Origin of the sequence: Desulfuribacillus stibiiarsenatis, from assembly GCF_001742305.1 — a bacterium.
GTDB classification, from domain to species: domain Bacteria; phylum Bacillota; class Bacilli; order Desulfuribacillales; family Desulfuribacillaceae; genus Desulfuribacillus_A; species Desulfuribacillus_A stibiiarsenatis.
On record NZ_MJAT01000022.1, the window covers coordinates 58,472 to 74,491 of the forward strand.

13 protein-coding genes and 1 pseudogene are annotated in these 16,020 nt (G+C 40.0%); 10 read left to right on the plus strand and 4 right to left on the minus strand.

The window, feature by feature from the left end:
• Positions 1 to 164: 164 nt before the first annotated feature.
• The 6 genes and pseudogenes from BHU72_RS08100 to BHU72_RS08125 form a co-directional block, all read left to right on the plus strand.
• Positions 165 to 734, plus strand: a pseudogene (locus BHU72_RS08100) (peptide-methionine (S)-S-oxide reductase); the annotation flags it as partial.
• 534 nt (positions 735 to 1,268) lie between these two features.
• A complete protein-coding gene (locus BHU72_RS08105) occupies positions 1,269 to 2,318 on the plus strand; it encodes a cytochrome c3 family protein (RefSeq protein ID WP_069702129.1) in 1,050 nt (349 codons plus the stop codon).
• Positions 2,319 to 2,345: 27 nt separating this feature from the next.
• The gene (locus tag BHU72_RS08110) at positions 2,346 to 3,371 is read left to right on the plus strand and encodes an ammonia-forming cytochrome c nitrite reductase subunit c552 (RefSeq protein WP_069702130.1); all 1,026 of its coding nucleotides are present in this window, start codon (positions 2,346 to 2,348) and stop codon (positions 3,369 to 3,371) included.
• Positions 3,372 to 3,838: 467 nt separating this feature from the next.
• Entirely contained in the window at positions 3,839 to 4,885 is a 1,047-nt protein-coding gene (locus BHU72_RS08115) for an ammonia-forming cytochrome c nitrite reductase subunit c552 (protein ID WP_069702131.1), read from the plus strand.
• A gap of 37 nt (positions 4,886 to 4,922) precedes the next feature.
• Complete coding sequence (locus BHU72_RS08120; protein WP_069702132.1) at positions 4,923 to 5,963, plus strand: ammonia-forming cytochrome c nitrite reductase subunit c552; 1,041 nt, start codon at positions 4,923 to 4,925, stop codon at positions 5,961 to 5,963.
• Positions 5,964 to 6,115: 152 nt separating this feature from the next.
• Positions 6,116 to 7,138 (plus strand): CAP domain-containing protein, encoded by a 1,023-nt coding sequence (locus BHU72_RS08125; RefSeq protein WP_069702133.1) that lies wholly within the window; start codon positions 6,116 to 6,118, stop codon positions 7,136 to 7,138.
• On the opposite strand, the gene BHU72_RS08130 is transcribed toward BHU72_RS08125, so the two are convergent.
• The gene (locus tag BHU72_RS08130; protein ID WP_069702134.1) at positions 7,131 to 8,495 is read right to left on the minus strand and encodes an MFS transporter; all 1,365 of its coding nucleotides are present in this window, start codon (positions 8,493 to 8,495) and stop codon (positions 7,131 to 7,133) included. The genes BHU72_RS08125 and BHU72_RS08130 overlap by 8 nt on opposite strands.
• Positions 8,496 to 8,738: 243 nt before the next feature.
• On the opposite strand from BHU72_RS08130, the gene BHU72_RS08135 reads away from it, so the two are divergent.
• From BHU72_RS08135 to BHU72_RS08145, 3 genes are read left to right on the plus strand one after another with little or no spacing between them, the layout of a single operon-like run.
• Positions 8,739 to 10,115 (plus strand): NAD(P)-dependent oxidoreductase, encoded by a 1,377-nt coding sequence (locus BHU72_RS08135; RefSeq protein ID WP_069702135.1) that lies wholly within the window; start codon positions 8,739 to 8,741, stop codon positions 10,113 to 10,115.
• Between the two features lie 12 nt (positions 10,116 to 10,127).
• Positions 10,128 to 11,219 carry an AI-2E family transporter gene (locus BHU72_RS08140; protein ID WP_069702136.1) on the plus strand — a complete coding sequence of 364 codons (1,092 nt, stop codon included), beginning with the start codon at positions 10,128 to 10,130 and terminating at the stop codon, positions 11,217 to 11,219.
• 34 nt (positions 11,220 to 11,253) lie between these two features.
• Positions 11,254 to 11,490 carry a DUF1653 domain-containing protein gene (locus tag BHU72_RS08145; protein WP_069702137.1) on the plus strand — a complete coding sequence of 79 codons (237 nt, stop codon included), beginning with the start codon at positions 11,254 to 11,256 and terminating at the stop codon, positions 11,488 to 11,490.
• A gap of 103 nt (positions 11,491 to 11,593) precedes the next feature.
• On the opposite strand, the gene BHU72_RS08150 is transcribed toward BHU72_RS08145, so the two are convergent.
• The 3 genes from BHU72_RS08150 to BHU72_RS08160 form a co-directional block, all read right to left on the minus strand.
• Positions 11,594 to 13,189 (minus strand): enoyl-CoA hydratase-related protein, encoded by a 1,596-nt coding sequence (locus BHU72_RS08150; protein WP_245671879.1) that lies wholly within the window; start codon positions 13,187 to 13,189, stop codon positions 11,594 to 11,596.
• A gap of 286 nt (positions 13,190 to 13,475) precedes the next feature.
• Positions 13,476 to 14,393 carry a homoserine O-acetyltransferase MetA gene (gene metA, locus BHU72_RS08155; protein ID WP_069702139.1) on the minus strand — a complete coding sequence of 306 codons (918 nt, stop codon included), beginning with the start codon at positions 14,391 to 14,393 and terminating at the stop codon, positions 13,476 to 13,478.
• Positions 14,394 to 14,507: 114 nt separating this feature from the next.
• Complete coding sequence (locus BHU72_RS08160; RefSeq protein ID WP_069702140.1) at positions 14,508 to 15,212, minus strand: hypothetical protein; 705 nt, start codon at positions 15,210 to 15,212, stop codon at positions 14,508 to 14,510.
• 259 nt (positions 15,213 to 15,471) lie between these two features.
• Here BHU72_RS08160 and BHU72_RS08165 point away from each other — a divergent pair, with 259 nt between their 5' ends.
• Positions 15,472 to 15,918: a CBS domain-containing protein gene (locus BHU72_RS08165; RefSeq protein WP_069702141.1), complete on the plus strand. Its 447-nt coding sequence runs from the start codon at positions 15,472 to 15,474 to the stop codon at positions 15,916 to 15,918.
• Positions 15,919 to 16,020 lie beyond the last annotated feature (102 nt).

Sequence of the window (16,020 nt, forward strand, 5' to 3'; positions counted from 1 at the left end):
AAAGTAAAACATCAGCAAAGTAAAGTACAAAAACAAAGTAAAGAATCAATTGAAATTGTTCATGTGAATACAAATAAAAATAAAATCTTCTTAATTGCAAAAATGGAGATGATGACATGTCGTATAAAGTCGCAACCTTTGGCCTCGGATGATTCTGGGGACCTGATGCCCGGTTCGGGGTCATGGAAGGAATCGTACGTACTCGTGTTGGTTATGCAGGAGGGACAGCGGACAATCCAACCTACCACAATTTAGCGGACCATACGGAATGCTTGCAGGTGGAGTATGATGAGTCCATGATTTCTTATGAACGAATTCTAGAATGGTTTTGGAAACTGCATAATTCCACAAGACGTGTATGGTCTAGACAGTATATGCCAGTGTTGTTCTATCATGATGAACAACAAAAAGCATTAGCAATAGCCAGTAAAGAACTGCAACAAAGCCTTCTTGGGAAGGTGATTACACCGATAGAGCAGTATGAGAAATTCTTTCTAGCGGAATTCTATCATCAGAAATATTATTTGCAGCAAGTGCGAGAAGTAGCGCAAGAGATACAGAAACATGAAGGAACTCCACAACAATTTGTCGACTCAACGGTGGCAGCTCGTTTAAATGGTTATATTGCCGGCTATGGCAATTTGCCGCAACTATTGCTGGAATTACCTGATTGGAAGCTTTCTGATGCTGCCAAGAAATTGCTAATTGTAAGAGTAAGTAGTTACCAATCTTAATATGAATAATTCACTCTATAAGCAGCAATGTAACATAAGGTTAATTTTATATAGTTTGTACAGAATAAGAGCACGTGCCATTTTTTAATCATGGGGCGAGCTCTTATTTTTATTACTAAAAAATATGAACATATGGAACTAAAAGACAATACGAATAATCAAATTGTTCCAGTAGATAATAACATTGACAATGTAAATCCTACTATCAATGGAAATATAAAAAACTATGAGAGGTTGCCCAATTGAAAGATGATTTATATCGTATATATGAGGTAATCATACATCAAGTCATCCAATTAAAAGCGGATACGCCATTGCTAGAGCAAGACCGACAAGAAGCTGTGGCAATTTGTTAAGCTATGCTGTAATGCGCGGCTTCGACTAAGAAAGCTTGCAAGATAGGCTGGCTGCGTTAGGTTTAACATCCTTGTCGCGACTTGAGGAAGAGTTGTTTACCATGCAAAATAATATATTTGAGGTAAAGAAAAAGAATCATTAAAGACTGTAAGAACATTTAAAGAAGGGAGTAAAAACATGAAAAAAAGTTTAATTATAGCTTTCGTAGTATTAGTTGCAGCATCAATTTTTGTTGGATATCAAACGCAGGTAGGCGATCAAGCGATTCAGGAGAGTAATAATCCAGAACAAGCTGCTGTACTTGCATTAAGCCCAATTGAAGTTGCAGAAAGAATTTCAAGTGAATGGAAAGGCTCTAACAAGTTTTTCGCGCAAATTAACGCAGCAAATTTGGCGAACAGTCCAGGTGCGCGTGAGGGTTGTACACATTGTCATAACGGTATGGTGTTTGCAGGTGGAGTACATACAAACGCCCCGATTGGCGATCATATGACGGGTATCAATTGTCAAGCATGTCACACTGGCACTGGTAATGAATTGATGAAAACTGGGCAAATCAATCCAGCTATGAGACATTTCACAGGCACATACATAAAAAGTGATATTACTGGTGGACGCGCAGGAAAAGGCGCATTATGTATCACATGCCACAATGGTAGACGTGATCCGCAGGCATCATTAGCAGCATTTACGGCTGGAACAGGAAACATGCAATATCCTCACTATGGTGCAGCATCGCTAGTGTTTGGGCAAGGCGGTATGCATTTGCCTGAAGCTACTTACCGCTCATCGGCAGCGCACTCGAACATCCAAGATAGTTGCGTTGGGTGTCATATGGTAGAGACTCAAGAAGGATATTCACAACATACATTCATACTTGATGAAGCAGATGCTAATAAAGCATGTGGAAACTGTCATGTGGGTGCACAGAATTTCAATATCAACGGTTCACAAACAGAAGTCTATAACGGTTTGAAAAGAGTCTATGATGCATTATTAGAAGCGACAGGAGCCGCTAGAATCGAAACATCAGGTCAAGGTGGATTCTTGTTCTACGATCAAGCTGGGGCAACGTTCCAACATAGGCCAACTCCCGAAGTATACTCATTACTATATAACTGGTACCTTGTAAAAAGCGATGGCAGCTTAGGAGTCCATAACCCCGCGTATGCACGTGCGTTATTGGGTGAGTCCTATCGCGCTGTAACAGGTAAAGGGCTTTGGTAGTCATATTCAATAGGAAGGAGATATAACATGAGAAAAAGTCTAATTTTAGTACTAGTTTTGCTGGTAACTATGTTCATATCAATCGGTTGTGAGTTGGAAGAGATTCCAGAAACTCCAGCACCGCAGACGCCTACACAACCACAAATACCAGCGTTAACATTAAATAACTTAGATTTAACAGAAAGAATTTCGAATGAATGGAAAGGGACAGGAAAAGCCTTTGCGATTCCAGATCCAGCGGGACGGGGAATTGGCTGCGCGCAATGTCATGACGGTTACGGATTTTCAATGTTCAATACGTATAATCCTAACGTAACTGGTGCACCAGCCTATGCTCCAAAACACCCTACAGGAATTGACTGTCAAGCCTGTCATACTGGGCGTGGCAAAGAGTTAATGGATTCTGGTTCCGTACAGCTACCGTTTAATGCACAACCGTTACAAGCTGGAAAATCAGCAAATTGTATGGCGTGTCACAATGGTAATAGAAACCCAGAAACGTTAGCACAGCAATTCCAAGCAGGTACACTAGCTCGTTTAACATATCCGCACTATGGAATGCAAGCAGCTGTAACAACGGGACAAGGCGGCATGGCGATTCCAGGAGTTACCCTGCCATCCACAGTAGCTCACTCTTCAACTCCATGCATCACATGTCATATGCCGTACACGAATGAAGGATATAAGTCGCATACATTTAAAGCAGATGTGGCAAATATCAACCAAACCTGTGGAACATGTCATGCGGGAATTACAGATTTCAATTACAATGGATTCCAAACTGAAATTACTGATTTGTTAACAAAAGTTAAAAAGGCAGCGATAGAAAAAGCAGGAGCATCTGATTTAACGTATGCAGGTGGTGCGTTTACTTTCCATGACGCACAGGGTGCTGAAATTGATATTAAACAGATTCCGTTTGAGGCGTACGTTGGTGCCTATAACTGGAGGCTAATTGCTTTAGATGGTAGTGGTGGTATTCACAATCCTCAATACGCAAGATCAATTTTGAGGGAGACGTATAGATTTATCACAGGACAACAAATTCAATAGTTTTTCCATAATGTAAAAGAAACCCTTGTGAATGCAAGGGTTCTTATTTTGCCTAATTATCACTTAGAACGAATGCAATTTTACATTAAAACTTCACATTCGAGTATCAAAAATGAAAGAGATTTAGCGTCACTCATGCATAAAAATTGCACAATTTTTACATAAATTATCCATAAAAAACACAAACTTTCTCCACAACTTCTCCATGATTTCTCCACAACTTATCCGCGTTAACTCCTTGTGTATCAAGTGTTGCCGCCAATTGAACTATTATTTTAAGTATGAAAAATAGAGCCAAAGAAAATTAAAAATATTTATATATTTTTGACACAAAACTGTAACAAATGTATTGAAAAGAAGTGTGATGCATGTCATAATAGGGTATGTAATTGTGAAATTGATTCACAATTGAAAGTATAGAAAGTTGTCTATACAAGAAAATTCATCTTTAGAAGGGAGAAAGAGAAATGAAAAAGAGCTTATTTTTAGCTTTTGCAGTTCTAGTTGCTGTTTCTGTGTTTGTAGGCGTACAATACCAAACAGTTGCAGAACCTGCGATTGAAACAAGTGCTTTTGCTGAAGCGGCTGTTCTTGGAGTAAGCAACCTGGAAATGGTTGAGAAGATTTCAGCTGAGTGGAAGACCTCTGATAAGGCTTTTGCTCAAGTGAGTACCCCAATCACTAACAGCCCAGGGCAAAGAGAAGGATGTACTCATTGTCATAACGGTATGGTATTTGCAAGTGGTGTACATACCAATGGTGTAGTAGGTGACCACATGACGGGATTAAACTGTCAAGCTTGCCACACTGGTACTGGTGAAGAGTTAATGAAAGCTGGTAAATTGAACGTATCTATGAGACATTTTACAGGAACATATATTAAGAGTGATTTTACTGAAGGTAAAGCTGGGAAAGGTGCATTATGTATTACTTGCCACAGTGGAAGACGTGATCCAGCTACGAATCTTAAAGGTTATATCGCTGGTACAAATGGAATGGCTTATTCACACTATGGTCAAGGTCCAATTATCTTTGGTCAAGGAGCAATGCCAATTGAAGGTGTAACTTTCAAGACTTCTTCTGCTCATGCTAGTATCCAAGATTCTTGCGTAGCGTGCCATATGTCTGATACAAAAGACGGCTATGCATCTCACTCATTCAAAATGAACAAGGATAACGTCGCTACAGCTTGCGGTACTTGCCATACTGGAGCGAAAGACTTCGATATTAACGGTGTCCAAACAGATATGTACAAGAAATTAAATATTGTGTATGACGAAATCAAGAAATTCTCAGGCGCTGCAGAAGTTAGAACTTCGGGGAGCACAGGATTTACGTTCCACAAAGCTGATGGAACAGCAATAGCTTACAAGCCAACACCTGCACAATACACATTAATGTACAACTGGTACCTTGTAAAAGGTGACAAGAGTAAGGGCGTTCATAACCCACAATACTTAAAATCTGTGTTAAGCGAGTCGTATAAAGCTGTAACCGGCAAAGGACTTTGGTAGGAATTACATTGATTATTACTAGAAGGGAGAAAGAGAAATGAAAAAGAGCCTAATATTAGTGCTAGTTTTTCTAGCTACTATGTTTGTTATAGCTGGTTGTGAACTTGAAGAAATGGCTGAGACACCAGCAGTATCAACTCCAGCTCCTACGCCAGCACCTCAACCGGCTCCGGTTGTAATGTCGTTAAGCAGCTTAGAGTTAACGAACAAGATTACTGCAGAGTGGAAAACATCTGATAAAGTATTTGCAATCACTGATCCAGCAGGTAGAGGTATCGGTTGTGCAAAGTGTCACGATGGATACGGTTTCTCAATGTTTAAAACGTTTGACCCTGCTGTAGCGGGAGCTCCTGCGTATGCTCCAAAACATGCTACAGGGATTGATTGCCAAGCTTGCCACACAGGCCAAGGTAAAGAACTAATGGAGTCAGGTTCCGTTAAATTATTGTTCATGGATCAGCCATTACAAGCTGGCAAATCTGCTATGTGCTTAAGCTGCCATAACAGTAATCGTAATCCTAAGGATTTAGCAGCACAATTTAAAGCAGGTACATTAACGCAAATGACATACCCACACTATGGTATGCAGGGTGCAGTTTATACAGGTAAAGGTGGTATGGAGATTCCAGGAGTTACACTTCCTTCATCTCCAATGCATTCACAAATTCAATGTTCGAATTGCCATATGCCAACAACGGAAGAAGGCTACAAGTCACACTCATTCAAAGCTGATGTAGAGAAGATCGACAAGACTTGCGGAACTTGCCACACAGGTATTACATCTTTTGACCACAAAGGTTTCCGCAGTGAAATGAACTACATGCTTGGCAAGCTTAAGAAAGCTACTATGGCGAAAGCAGGAGCTTCTGACTTAACTTATGGCAGTGGACGATTTACCTTCCATGATGCTAAGGGAGCTGCTATCGACATGAAGATGATTCCGTTTGAAGCATATGTTGGTGCATACAACTGGAGATTAATTGCTCTGGATGGAAGTTTAGGAATCCACAACCCGCAATACTCTAAAGCGATTGTAAAAGAAACTTACAAGTTCGTGACTGGGGAAGAGTTAAAGTAATTAGAATTAGCTCTTGAAATGATATTAAACCTTTATAACAGCTTGATAGCGTGCTATCAGGCTGTTTTTTTAACGCAATTTGAGTTGAACTTTAAGAGTCTTAGCAAATGTAGTAGAATAAACTCACCACTATGTTAGGGAGATTACAAGTTATGAACAATTTTCAGAAAAAACCTATAAGATTTGTAATGGCAACCGCACTTTTGCTCGCTTTTATAGCAAGCGTCTGGATTGTTCATCAACATATAACAGTTGAAAGACAGAGAAATGCTGATGGTAGACTTAGTTTGTTTGACATTTCCATAGGAGATTCTGAAAAGGAAGTGATCCAAAGACTAGGCCTTCCCGACAGAAAAGAATTAAGTAAATATGGTTATGAGTGGTGGGTATATAATCAGGACCTCAATCGGTATTTACAAATTGGTCTAGAACGAAATCGAGTTGTGACAATGTTTAGTAACTCTACGGGAATTCAGTGGAAGGATATTATGGCAGGAGAAACGACACAGAAGGACATTGAAAAGAACTATCAAATCGATGAAGCTGTGACGGTTACTTTTGACGGTGCAGAGTTTTTATTGAATAACGCAAATGAAAAAGAAGATAGAATTCTATTAGTAGAAGAAAATCTCGCGGTAGAGATTTATTTTGATATATTAGCAGGTAAGACGGCTCATGCAATCCGCTTACAAAATATAGACACACTTGTCAAATCTAGAGGTTATCATATGACCTGGTCGTACAATAAAAGGCCACCAAGTATCAGTGCGCCTCAGTTGTCGGAACAGGAGCTTGAGCAAGTTCATGAAGGAATAGAAAAACAATCATTCGATCTCATTAATACTATGCGTATGCAAAATGAACTGCCGCTGCTCACGTGGGATGATGAGCTAGCGGTATTAGCGAAAAATCACTCAGTGGATATGAGTCAAAACAGATTCTTCAACCATTCATCACCGCGGTCTGGAATTGCAGCAGATCGACTCAAGGCAGCAGGGTATCCGTTTCAGCGAGTTGGTGAAAACCTCGCCTATGCTCACTCGGATGCGATTGATGCGTATATCGCGTGGATTAACAGCCAAGGCCATAGGAATCACATTTTGACAAAGGAATATCAGAAAATTGGAATCGGTGCCATCGATGAATTTATCACAGCGAAATTTGTAGCTAATTAGTAGCTTTTCGTTGCAAGTGGATTTTATAATACGCGCGATGAAAGATGAGTAATCCTAACATAACAGAAATCATAAAAGAGAACGAAATATTACTATAGATAGTTGCGGAATCAACAAAGTGCAATGGATTCAATTGAAATGAAGGATTGTTGAAATCCAACAGCTTACCGCTAATGGCAGAAATGAAAGCCCCAGATATAAAAAACGTCAAATTATATAGGCCCATCCCAATGCCTGTTTGTTGTGGTGGCAGGACACGGGAAACAGTATTTGATAAAGACGATTGTATAAAGGAAAAACCTATATATAAGATGAGTAGGATGCTCGTAATCACAATCGGTAAACTGCCAGCGAAAAATGAGAGCAAAAGTAGACTGATAAACAACAGGGACATACCGGCATATACCACAGGAATACTGCCAACTCTATCGGCAATGCGCCCGCTAATTGCCCCCATTACAGAAGCGCTCATCGCACCGGGGAAAAGTACTAACCCAATCTCTCCGCTAGAAAGATGATTCATATCGCGAAGCATGATTGGTATCATAAATAAGGTAGCAAACACTGTGCCGACTGTTACGAAGGCGGCAATTAGACCATTCCGAAACAACCGATTTTGAATTAAAGAGGGCTGAATAAAAGGATTTTCGGTAGATATCATATGATGTCGGACAAGAAACGTCATAAGTAGACCAACAGGCAATAGCCAGAAAATCAGTTGATTCACGGCGACTAGGAAAATCGCGATTGTAAAAGCTAGTAATAATGCCCCCTTGATATCCAATGCCCCACCTGTAACCTCTTCTTTTGGCAACCATTTATGATAGAAATAGATTGCAAGTAATGAAAATAACGAGATTAGAAACAGATAGTTCCACTCCCATGTGTTTGTAATAAAACCGCCCAACACTGGACCGATTCCAGAGCCGAATGCGACTGTTGAAGCGATAAAGCCTAATACTTTACCTCTTTTCTCAGGAGGTGCATACCGTGTAGCGACAAGCATGGCAAGGGCTGGAATGGAACCGGCACCACAGGCTTGAATATATCTAGCAGTCAATAGCATCGGATACCATTCAGCAAGAAAGCCAAGTAACGAACCAATATTGAATAGGACAAGGCCGGTAGAAATAAGATTTTTGACTGGGTACATGTCTGCTAACTTTCCAAAGATAGCAGCGCTTAACGCAAATATTACGGTATAACCAGTGACTACCCAGCTCACTTGTGACGGAAGTATAGAAAACTGGGTCGATATATTAGGGATTGCGACGTTGAACATAGTGCCATTAATGACGGAAAAGAAAATCGTGAAGCTTAATAAGGGAACTAATTTTTGTGTATTATCAGCGCTCATTACGAAAATCCTTTCTAATCTGCTGGACAAGTAAGCAGAGCATTATTCTTCATAAGGATATTATACTGGGAATAGAAAAAAATAGAAATCATTTCTAAACTATTATGTTTCCGGCAGAAATGAAGTATAATAGTATCAATTTTAATGGAATAGTTTTTATAGATAAGGAATTCGATATTTTCAATGAATACATGGATATAATGGATAGATAGGGAGCAAAACTGATCGAGAAGGAAGATGAAGATGAAAATTGATAAGCAAGCAGATTTCGAAAATGAAAGTTTGGGATTTTGTGAGATTGATCAGGGATTTGGCATCCGAGAGGCAATTGAAGAAGCGAAGCGTTGCCTAAATTGTAAAAATCCTCTCTGTCGTAAAGGTTGCCCAATTGAAAATGATATTCCTCAATTTATACAAGCCTTAGCGCATGGGAACATCGGGGAAGCGGGCGTAATCATTTCAAAACGCAGTAACTTACCTGCCGTTTGCGGACGTGTATGTCCCCATGAGCAGCAATGCGAAGGGTCTTGCATTTTAAATGCCAAAAAAGAGCCAATTAAAATAGGGAAGCTAGAGCGTTTTATTGCTGACTTTGAAGCGGAAATGGGTGTAACGATAGAGCGCCCGCCATATAAGGATGGAGATATTGCAGTCATTGGTGCAGGCCCTGCAGGACTTACCGTTGCTGGTGACTTAGCAAAGATGGGCTTTTCTGTGACTGTTTTTGAATCGCAATCGGAGCCTGGTGGGGTTCTGATGTATGGGATTCCTGGTTTTCGATTAAATAGAGAAGTGGTACGTCGAGAGATTCGTAAGATTGAACAGCTTGGGGTCAAATTTAGGACGAATACCTTAGTAGGCCAAGATATCACAATCGATGAAATGCTAGAAAAGGAATTTGATGCAGTATTTATTGGGACTGGAACTGCTCTGCCGAAAACATTAAATGTTCCTGGCAAGGAACTAACAGGTGTGATTCAGGCGATGTATTTGTTGCGCATGGTAACCCTTGCGAACCATGGCGATGTCAGCGATAAAGAGATTCCAATCGATCAAGGAGACCGAGTGATTGTCATTGGGGCAGGGAACGTCGCGATTGATGCTGCGCGAACGGCACTACGTCTTGGGGCAACTAGCGTGACGATTGTCTACCGAAGAACGATTGAAGAAATGCCAGCGTTACGCTCTGAGTATGAGCATGCAGTGAAAGAAGGGGTACAGTTTTCGTGGCTTTCAAGCCCTGTTGCCTTTTTGGGCGAAGAAAATGTCCAACAACTGCAATACGAAGTGCAAGAAGTCGATGAAAATGGAAAAATTCGAGGGACAGGGAACATGGAAATCATCCCTGCAGACAAAATTATCTTGGCGATTGGTCAGCGACCAGCAGCAAGAGTCATTAGTACTGCAAAGGGCATAGAAGTTAATGAAGAGGGATATGTCATTACCAAGGAGTATCCATACGGCATGACGACGCGTAAGGGTGTGTTTGCTGGTGGCGATGTCGTTCATGAGCCGGCGACGGTTGTTTTGGCGATGAAAGAAGCGAAAAAGGTCGCGGCAGGTATTGCAAAATACGTAGAAGCGAAGAAGCTAATAGAAGCATTAGATAAAAACATATAAGAGGGTGATGATTTGCTAGATTCGCCATATTTTCGATTTGCGATTTGGGTGCTTGTCTTGTTTCTCATTATCTTAGTAGGAAGTCAGATATCCTTTATCTTTCACCCACTAGTTGTCATTGTACAAACGGTGTTCTTCCCGATCTTATTATCGGGGGTGCTGTATTATCTCATGGTGCCCACGGTTGACAGGCTCACGGAAAAGAGGGTGCCTAGAGGGATTGCAATATTGCTGATCTATCTTGCATTTGCAATAGTAGTAACAATTTTAGTTCTTGTACTAGGTCCGATACTACAAAGGCAAATTGGCAGTTTAATAGAAAATGCACCGACAATCGTCAATGGAATACGCGTGCGTTTGCTAGAACTACAAGACCATCCGTATGTGCTACAACTGGCGCAACAAGAGTCTTTTACATTTGAGGATTTAGCAAGGCGTTTATCACAATATATCAATCAGATTTTTGTATCTGTAGTGAATAATGTAGCAAGTTTTTTTGGCACATTAACAAATGTCTTTACTACGTTGCTGATGATACCGTTCATCTTGTTCTACATGCTGCAAAGTGGTGAAAAGCTACCTGGTGCTATGACAAGATTTTTGCCAAAGCATCACCAAAAAGAAGGTAAGTCCATCATCTATGACATGGATCGCACGTTAAGTGCGTTTATCCAAGGGCAAATTATAGTCTGTTTATGCGTAGGGGTGTTGTGCTATATCGGGTTTATGCTAATCGGTATCGATTATCCATTAATTCTGGCGATTGTCGCAATGGTGACGAATGTAATTCCGTTCGTGGGACCGTTTATTGGAGCAATACCAGCGATTATTGTGGCTATTCTCCACTCGCCAACAATGGTTGTGAAGGTTGCAATTGTAATCATTATTGTACAGCAAATTGAAAGTATGTTTATTTCGCCGCGCATTATGGGTGATAAACTAGCGATTCATCCAGTCACCATTATTCTCATTATCTTAATCGCGGGTCGACTAGCTGGTTTTCTAGGTTTGATATTAGCAATTCCAACCTATGCAATTTTAAAAGTCATAGCATCCTATATGTACCGTTTCGTAAAGTTACGCATGGGATGGGATCATAAATAGCATCATTACAAGTAGTAAATCTAGGGGTGAGGAATTGACTCAAGAGAACGTTCGTGAAGTACGAGTAGGATCGCGATATCGCCATTTTAAAGGGAACGAATATCTTGTATTGCATGTTGCGAAACACTCAGAGACGATGGAGGAATATGTGGTGTATCAACCGCTCTATGGGGAGCGAGGGATTTGGATACGACCGTTGTCGATGTTCTTGGATAAAAAGGAAGTCGATGGAGTCCTTGTCCATCGCTTTGAAGAAATTGATGAACGATGAGTGTTTAAGAGAATGATGACATAAAAAGAGATTGCCGACGTTTCGAATGTCGACAATCTTTTTTTATCATCAGAAAGTGTAATTCCGTAATTTTAAAGAGAGTTTATTGCTTACCACTACAAGATTTGGCAGTAACGCAAGATAATTTATACACGAATTGCTTTCTTGCGGTATGGTACGTAGAACTTATAGAGAAGAAGTTATCCCACATGTGAGATAATTCTTCATTTCGATAATCCTCTAATGGTTTTATTTGTTCATCGAGTTTTCGCTGGATTTGTTTGTCTTTTAACAGCTGTTCATACTTTTTAGATGCTACTAAATGCTCTACAAATGCTTTTACCCCAGGTATTAAAGCGGAAGAATCATAAATTACATCAATTAAACCAATGGCTTTTGCTTTTCTCGTACTTAATGGCAGGCAGCTCTCGGTCAAAGTGGATGTTAATGTGGTCCCTACTCTGCTTGGTAATAGATACGTCCAATACTCAGAACCATACAAACCCATTTTTTTATAATGAGGATTTAAGATAATGCCATCTCTAGCAAACACATAATCGCTAGCTAAAGCCATAATAACGCCCCCTGCTGCTGCGTTGCCCTGTAATGCAGAAATGACAATTTTTGAATCTGTCAGTATAATATCTCGAACTAAATCATCAATCGCGTTAATATTGCGCCAAGATTCATGTCCAGGATGCGGGGAAGCTTCTATAACATTTAAGTGTATACCATTGGACCAGAAGTCTTGTCCACCAAGCAGTACTAATACTTTTGTGTTTTTTGATAAAGCGGTTTGATACGCATCGCGCAATCGATAGCACTGTTCTGTGCTCATAGCACCATTGTAGAAATTGAACTGCAAATAGCCGACTTCATTTTTCTCATGATAAAAGATTTCTCTGTAAGTAGAGCCAGAATGAGAATCGAATGGAGACAGAGCTATACTAGGAACTTGATCGAGCTGATCTTGAAGAACCATTTCGGCAGGGAGTTTGCACGACAATTCTCCCTGGAGCGGCTTCTTTTTCAGATGGCTTATCCATACGGCACCATCGCCAGTAGCGCGACATATAGCTCCATCGCGCTTTGCTATAATATCGCCGGGAGCTCCCTTGAGTTTCGACTCCTCGTGCACTCCATATAGATAATAAGATTGGCCGTTAATTGTATCCAGCACTCCAGGCTGACTGTCGGCACAACGAATTTTTCGTGCGATCTGTGATGTAGGCTCGTGCCAATTGATTGCACGGTCTAGTTGTTTCATAGGAGTATGAAGGATTCCGATGGTATCAGAATGACTATAATCTAATGGTGTAGGTTTAAATGTTCCAGATTCAAACTTTTCGATAGTATCTAACAAACCCTTGATTGCAGCATCACAACCCTCCTTGCGATATAAGGCGCTTTTTGAAGCATTGCGTACTGGAAAGTTATGAGTTGCCCAGATATCTCCAGCATCCATCTCTGGAGAAGCTTCTAATAAAGTCACTCCCCACAGTTTTTTGCCGTTTAGGATAGCCCAGTCAAGAGAAGATGGACCGCGATCACCCTTCACGCCTGGGTGGACAATGATGCACTTATATCGCATCCATAATTGATCAGGGATATATTCTTTTAAAAAAGGTGCAATGATTAATGAAGGATTAAAGCGTTCAGCAGCCTCCAACATTTTCTCACTGCTAGTAGAAAGTTGCACAAGTACATTATGGCCTCTGTCAGTTAACTCTACATAAGCCCTTTGGCTAAGACTATTATGGGCAGAAACGAGAAATAGGATTTTTATGATAAGAACCCCCTTGGTGGTATCAGAATTTGATACAAAGATAACGAAACTATCTTAGGTAATAGATATTAAGTAATTATATAAGATAAATCGGAAATTACTATGAATTCCGTCACATGTATAGAAAAAAATAAAGTTTAGTCAAAAACAAAAAACTAGGATGCTTATATGCAAGCAATCCTAGTTTCGACAAGTTATATTAGCCAATTTCGTTAAGATCATATGGCGTTTGTTGGTATACATAGTAGTTGAGCCAGTTCGAGAAAAGCAAGTTCGCGTGAGAGCGCCAACGCACGATTGGTTCTTGTGTTGTGTCATCGTTAGGGTAATAATTCTTAGGAATTGCAATTTCTTTACCAAGGCCACAATCGCGATCGTATTCGTATTTTAGAGTAAGAGGGTCATACTCAGAATGTCCTGTTACGAATACTTGTCGACCGTCCTTGGAAGCTACTATATAAACGCCGGCTTCTTCTGACTCGGATAACACCTCAAGGGCGGGTACGTTTTCTATGTCCTCTTTGCGTGTGTAGGTATAGCGCGAATGAGGTACGAAGAAAATGTCATCAAAACCGCGTAATAAAGCAACTTTCTTTTGATTTAATGTATGTTTAAAGACCCCAAACTGTTTTGATTCAAGTGGAAACTTGGGTACGCCGTAATGGTGGAATAGCCCCGCTTGTGCACCCCAACATATATGAAAGGTAGAGGTTACATTCTTCACGGTCCAATCCATGATTTCTGCAAGCTCATTCCAATACTTCACTTCTTCGAATTCCAAATGCTCAACAGGTGCACCAGTAATAATCATGCCGTCAAACTTTTCGTGTTTGATATCTTCGAAATGCTTATAGAACATGCTCAAGTGATCAATCGGTGTGTTCTTAGGCATATAGGATTTCGGATGAAGTAGTACAATATCAACCTGAATCGGAGAGTTTCCTAACAAACGCAAGAGATGAATCTCTGTTGCGACTTTCGTCGGCATCAAATTAAGAATAAGAATCCGTAACGGTCGGATATCTTGATGTAACGCTTGTTTTTCCCCCATAACGAAAATATTCTCATTTTGTAATATTTCAGTTGCCGGCAAATTGTCCGGTATTTTTACTGGCATTTGCAAATCCCTCCCCAATGAAAATGCAACTATAGGAGCATAGCTGGACTGATTATTCAAAAAATTCTTTAAAATCCATCATAGCACGAAAAAACAAAATTGAAAACAATATATTTAGGTTTTCTGTTCGATTATTAATCCCTTTAAATCACCACTAAAGTTCTCGTGTTCCAAATATTTATTACGGGAGCGGTACTTCGGCAAACGAATGTTTTGTAGTGCTTTATATAATGGAAGGATAATCTCTTTCATTGGTGAAAAAATTGCATCTGTAGGATTCTTAGTTGAATGCTGATCTGTTGTAAGCTCACCAAATTCATTAGTTAACGATAGCTTTCGGATATATGTATCAGCATCTAGTGTTAGTCTTCCCTGCTCGACACCGCTAATACCGAAATCTTCAAGAACGCTTTTGTAACTCGTGAGCAGATGTTGGATGTTGTGACTTTGACTCGTTTTTGCTGCTGTATCGAATGCTTGTAATGAATGATAGGCGGTGTTGAATTTTGAGATAAGCTCTTGCATGTGATCTATTAAATGACCCTCGGTATCATCGTGTATGCGCACCAATGTTTGCTTTACTGCCTTTTCATCATGGTAAAACTTCCTGAATTCTTCTTTGAGATCCTTGATGGATTCGTAATAGTTATCATAAAACATCAATTGATGATCGGAAGGATGCTCGGAATGATTATTCATGGAACGCGTGCTGTCTATAGGGTCTACTTTGACAACCGATTGCGGTTGGTTTAATTCCTTCGCATGATGCAGACGAAAGCGACTATTTTTCAGTAATGAATATCGCGAGATGCGTGCCATTGGATTTCCTCCTTACCTGATTTCTGTGCTAAAAAGAAACTAAGTTAATACGTAATACGGTTCTATGTTTAGGTTTAGCTCTAATATCGGCGTATTGATAAGTTTTGTTAAATCACTGTATAAGATAGTCAGGACATTATAGGGCAAGATAATGTTATACATCATATGATTTGAACAGGAAAAAATTGTGCGATACAATACAAGTAGACGCTACAAGCAGTAATCAAGAGATTGAAATCACATGAAAGGAGAGTTGAGGATGAAAGCAGAGGATATTATGACTTCAGATGTAATTACTGTCGGTCTGCAAGACACCATTGAAGACGTCGCTAAGATATTAGTGGAAAAGAAAATCAGTGGTTTACCAGTGGTTGACGAAGGGGAATTGGTGGGGATTATCAGTGAGGGCGATATTGTTTTTCAGAATAAAAAAGTAACGCCACCGGCTTATGTTGATATTCTTGGTGCGTTAATTACCATTGGAAGCCAGGAGCAGTATTTACATGAAATTAAACGCGCTCTTGCTACTCAAGTGAAAGATCTAATGGTAACGAATGTAATGACAGTAGAAGCAGAAGCATCTTTAGAGGAAGTAGCAACTATGATGATTGATCATAATATTAATCGCGTTCCGGTCGTAAGCAAGAAGAAATTGTTGGGAATTATTACTCGACAAGATATCTTGAAAGCAATGGGAAATAGATAAACACCAGGTTTCAGTAACGAAAAGGTTGTTTCTTACTAGTTAGTTGTACCAAAAATTACACTATTTTAATGTAGACTCCAAAAATAATTTTAGGAAATGATA

What these genes read in the sequence shown, in the direction of transcription:
- BHU72_RS08110 (WP_069702130.1), top strand. Translation starts at nt 2,346, where the DNA reads ATGAGAAAAAGTCTAATTTTAGTACTAGTTTTGCTGGTAACTATGTTC.
- metA (WP_069702139.1), bottom strand. Translation starts at nt 14,393, where the DNA reads ATGCCAGTAAAAATACCGGACAATTTGCCGGCAACTGAAATATTACAA.
- BHU72_RS08125 (WP_069702133.1), top strand. Translation starts at nt 6,116, where the DNA reads ATGAACAATTTTCAGAAAAAACCTATAAGATTTGTAATGGCAACCGCA.
- BHU72_RS08160 (WP_069702140.1), bottom strand. Translation starts at nt 15,212, where the DNA reads ATGGCACGCATCTCGCGATATTCATTACTGAAAAATAGTCGCTTTCGT.
- BHU72_RS08115 (WP_069702131.1), top strand. Translation starts at nt 3,839, where the DNA reads ATGAAAAAGAGCTTATTTTTAGCTTTTGCAGTTCTAGTTGCTGTTTCT.
- BHU72_RS08105 (WP_069702129.1), top strand. Translation starts at nt 1,269, where the DNA reads ATGAAAAAAAGTTTAATTATAGCTTTCGTAGTATTAGTTGCAGCATCA.
- BHU72_RS08120 (WP_069702132.1), top strand. Translation starts at nt 4,923, where the DNA reads ATGAAAAAGAGCCTAATATTAGTGCTAGTTTTTCTAGCTACTATGTTT.
- BHU72_RS08135 (WP_069702135.1), top strand. Translation starts at nt 8,739, where the DNA reads ATGAAAATTGATAAGCAAGCAGATTTCGAAAATGAAAGTTTGGGATTT.
- BHU72_RS08130 (WP_069702134.1), bottom strand. Translation starts at nt 8,495, where the DNA reads ATGAGCGCTGATAATACACAAAAATTAGTTCCCTTATTAAGCTTCACG.
- BHU72_RS08165 (WP_069702141.1), top strand. Translation starts at nt 15,472, where the DNA reads ATGAAAGCAGAGGATATTATGACTTCAGATGTAATTACTGTCGGTCTG.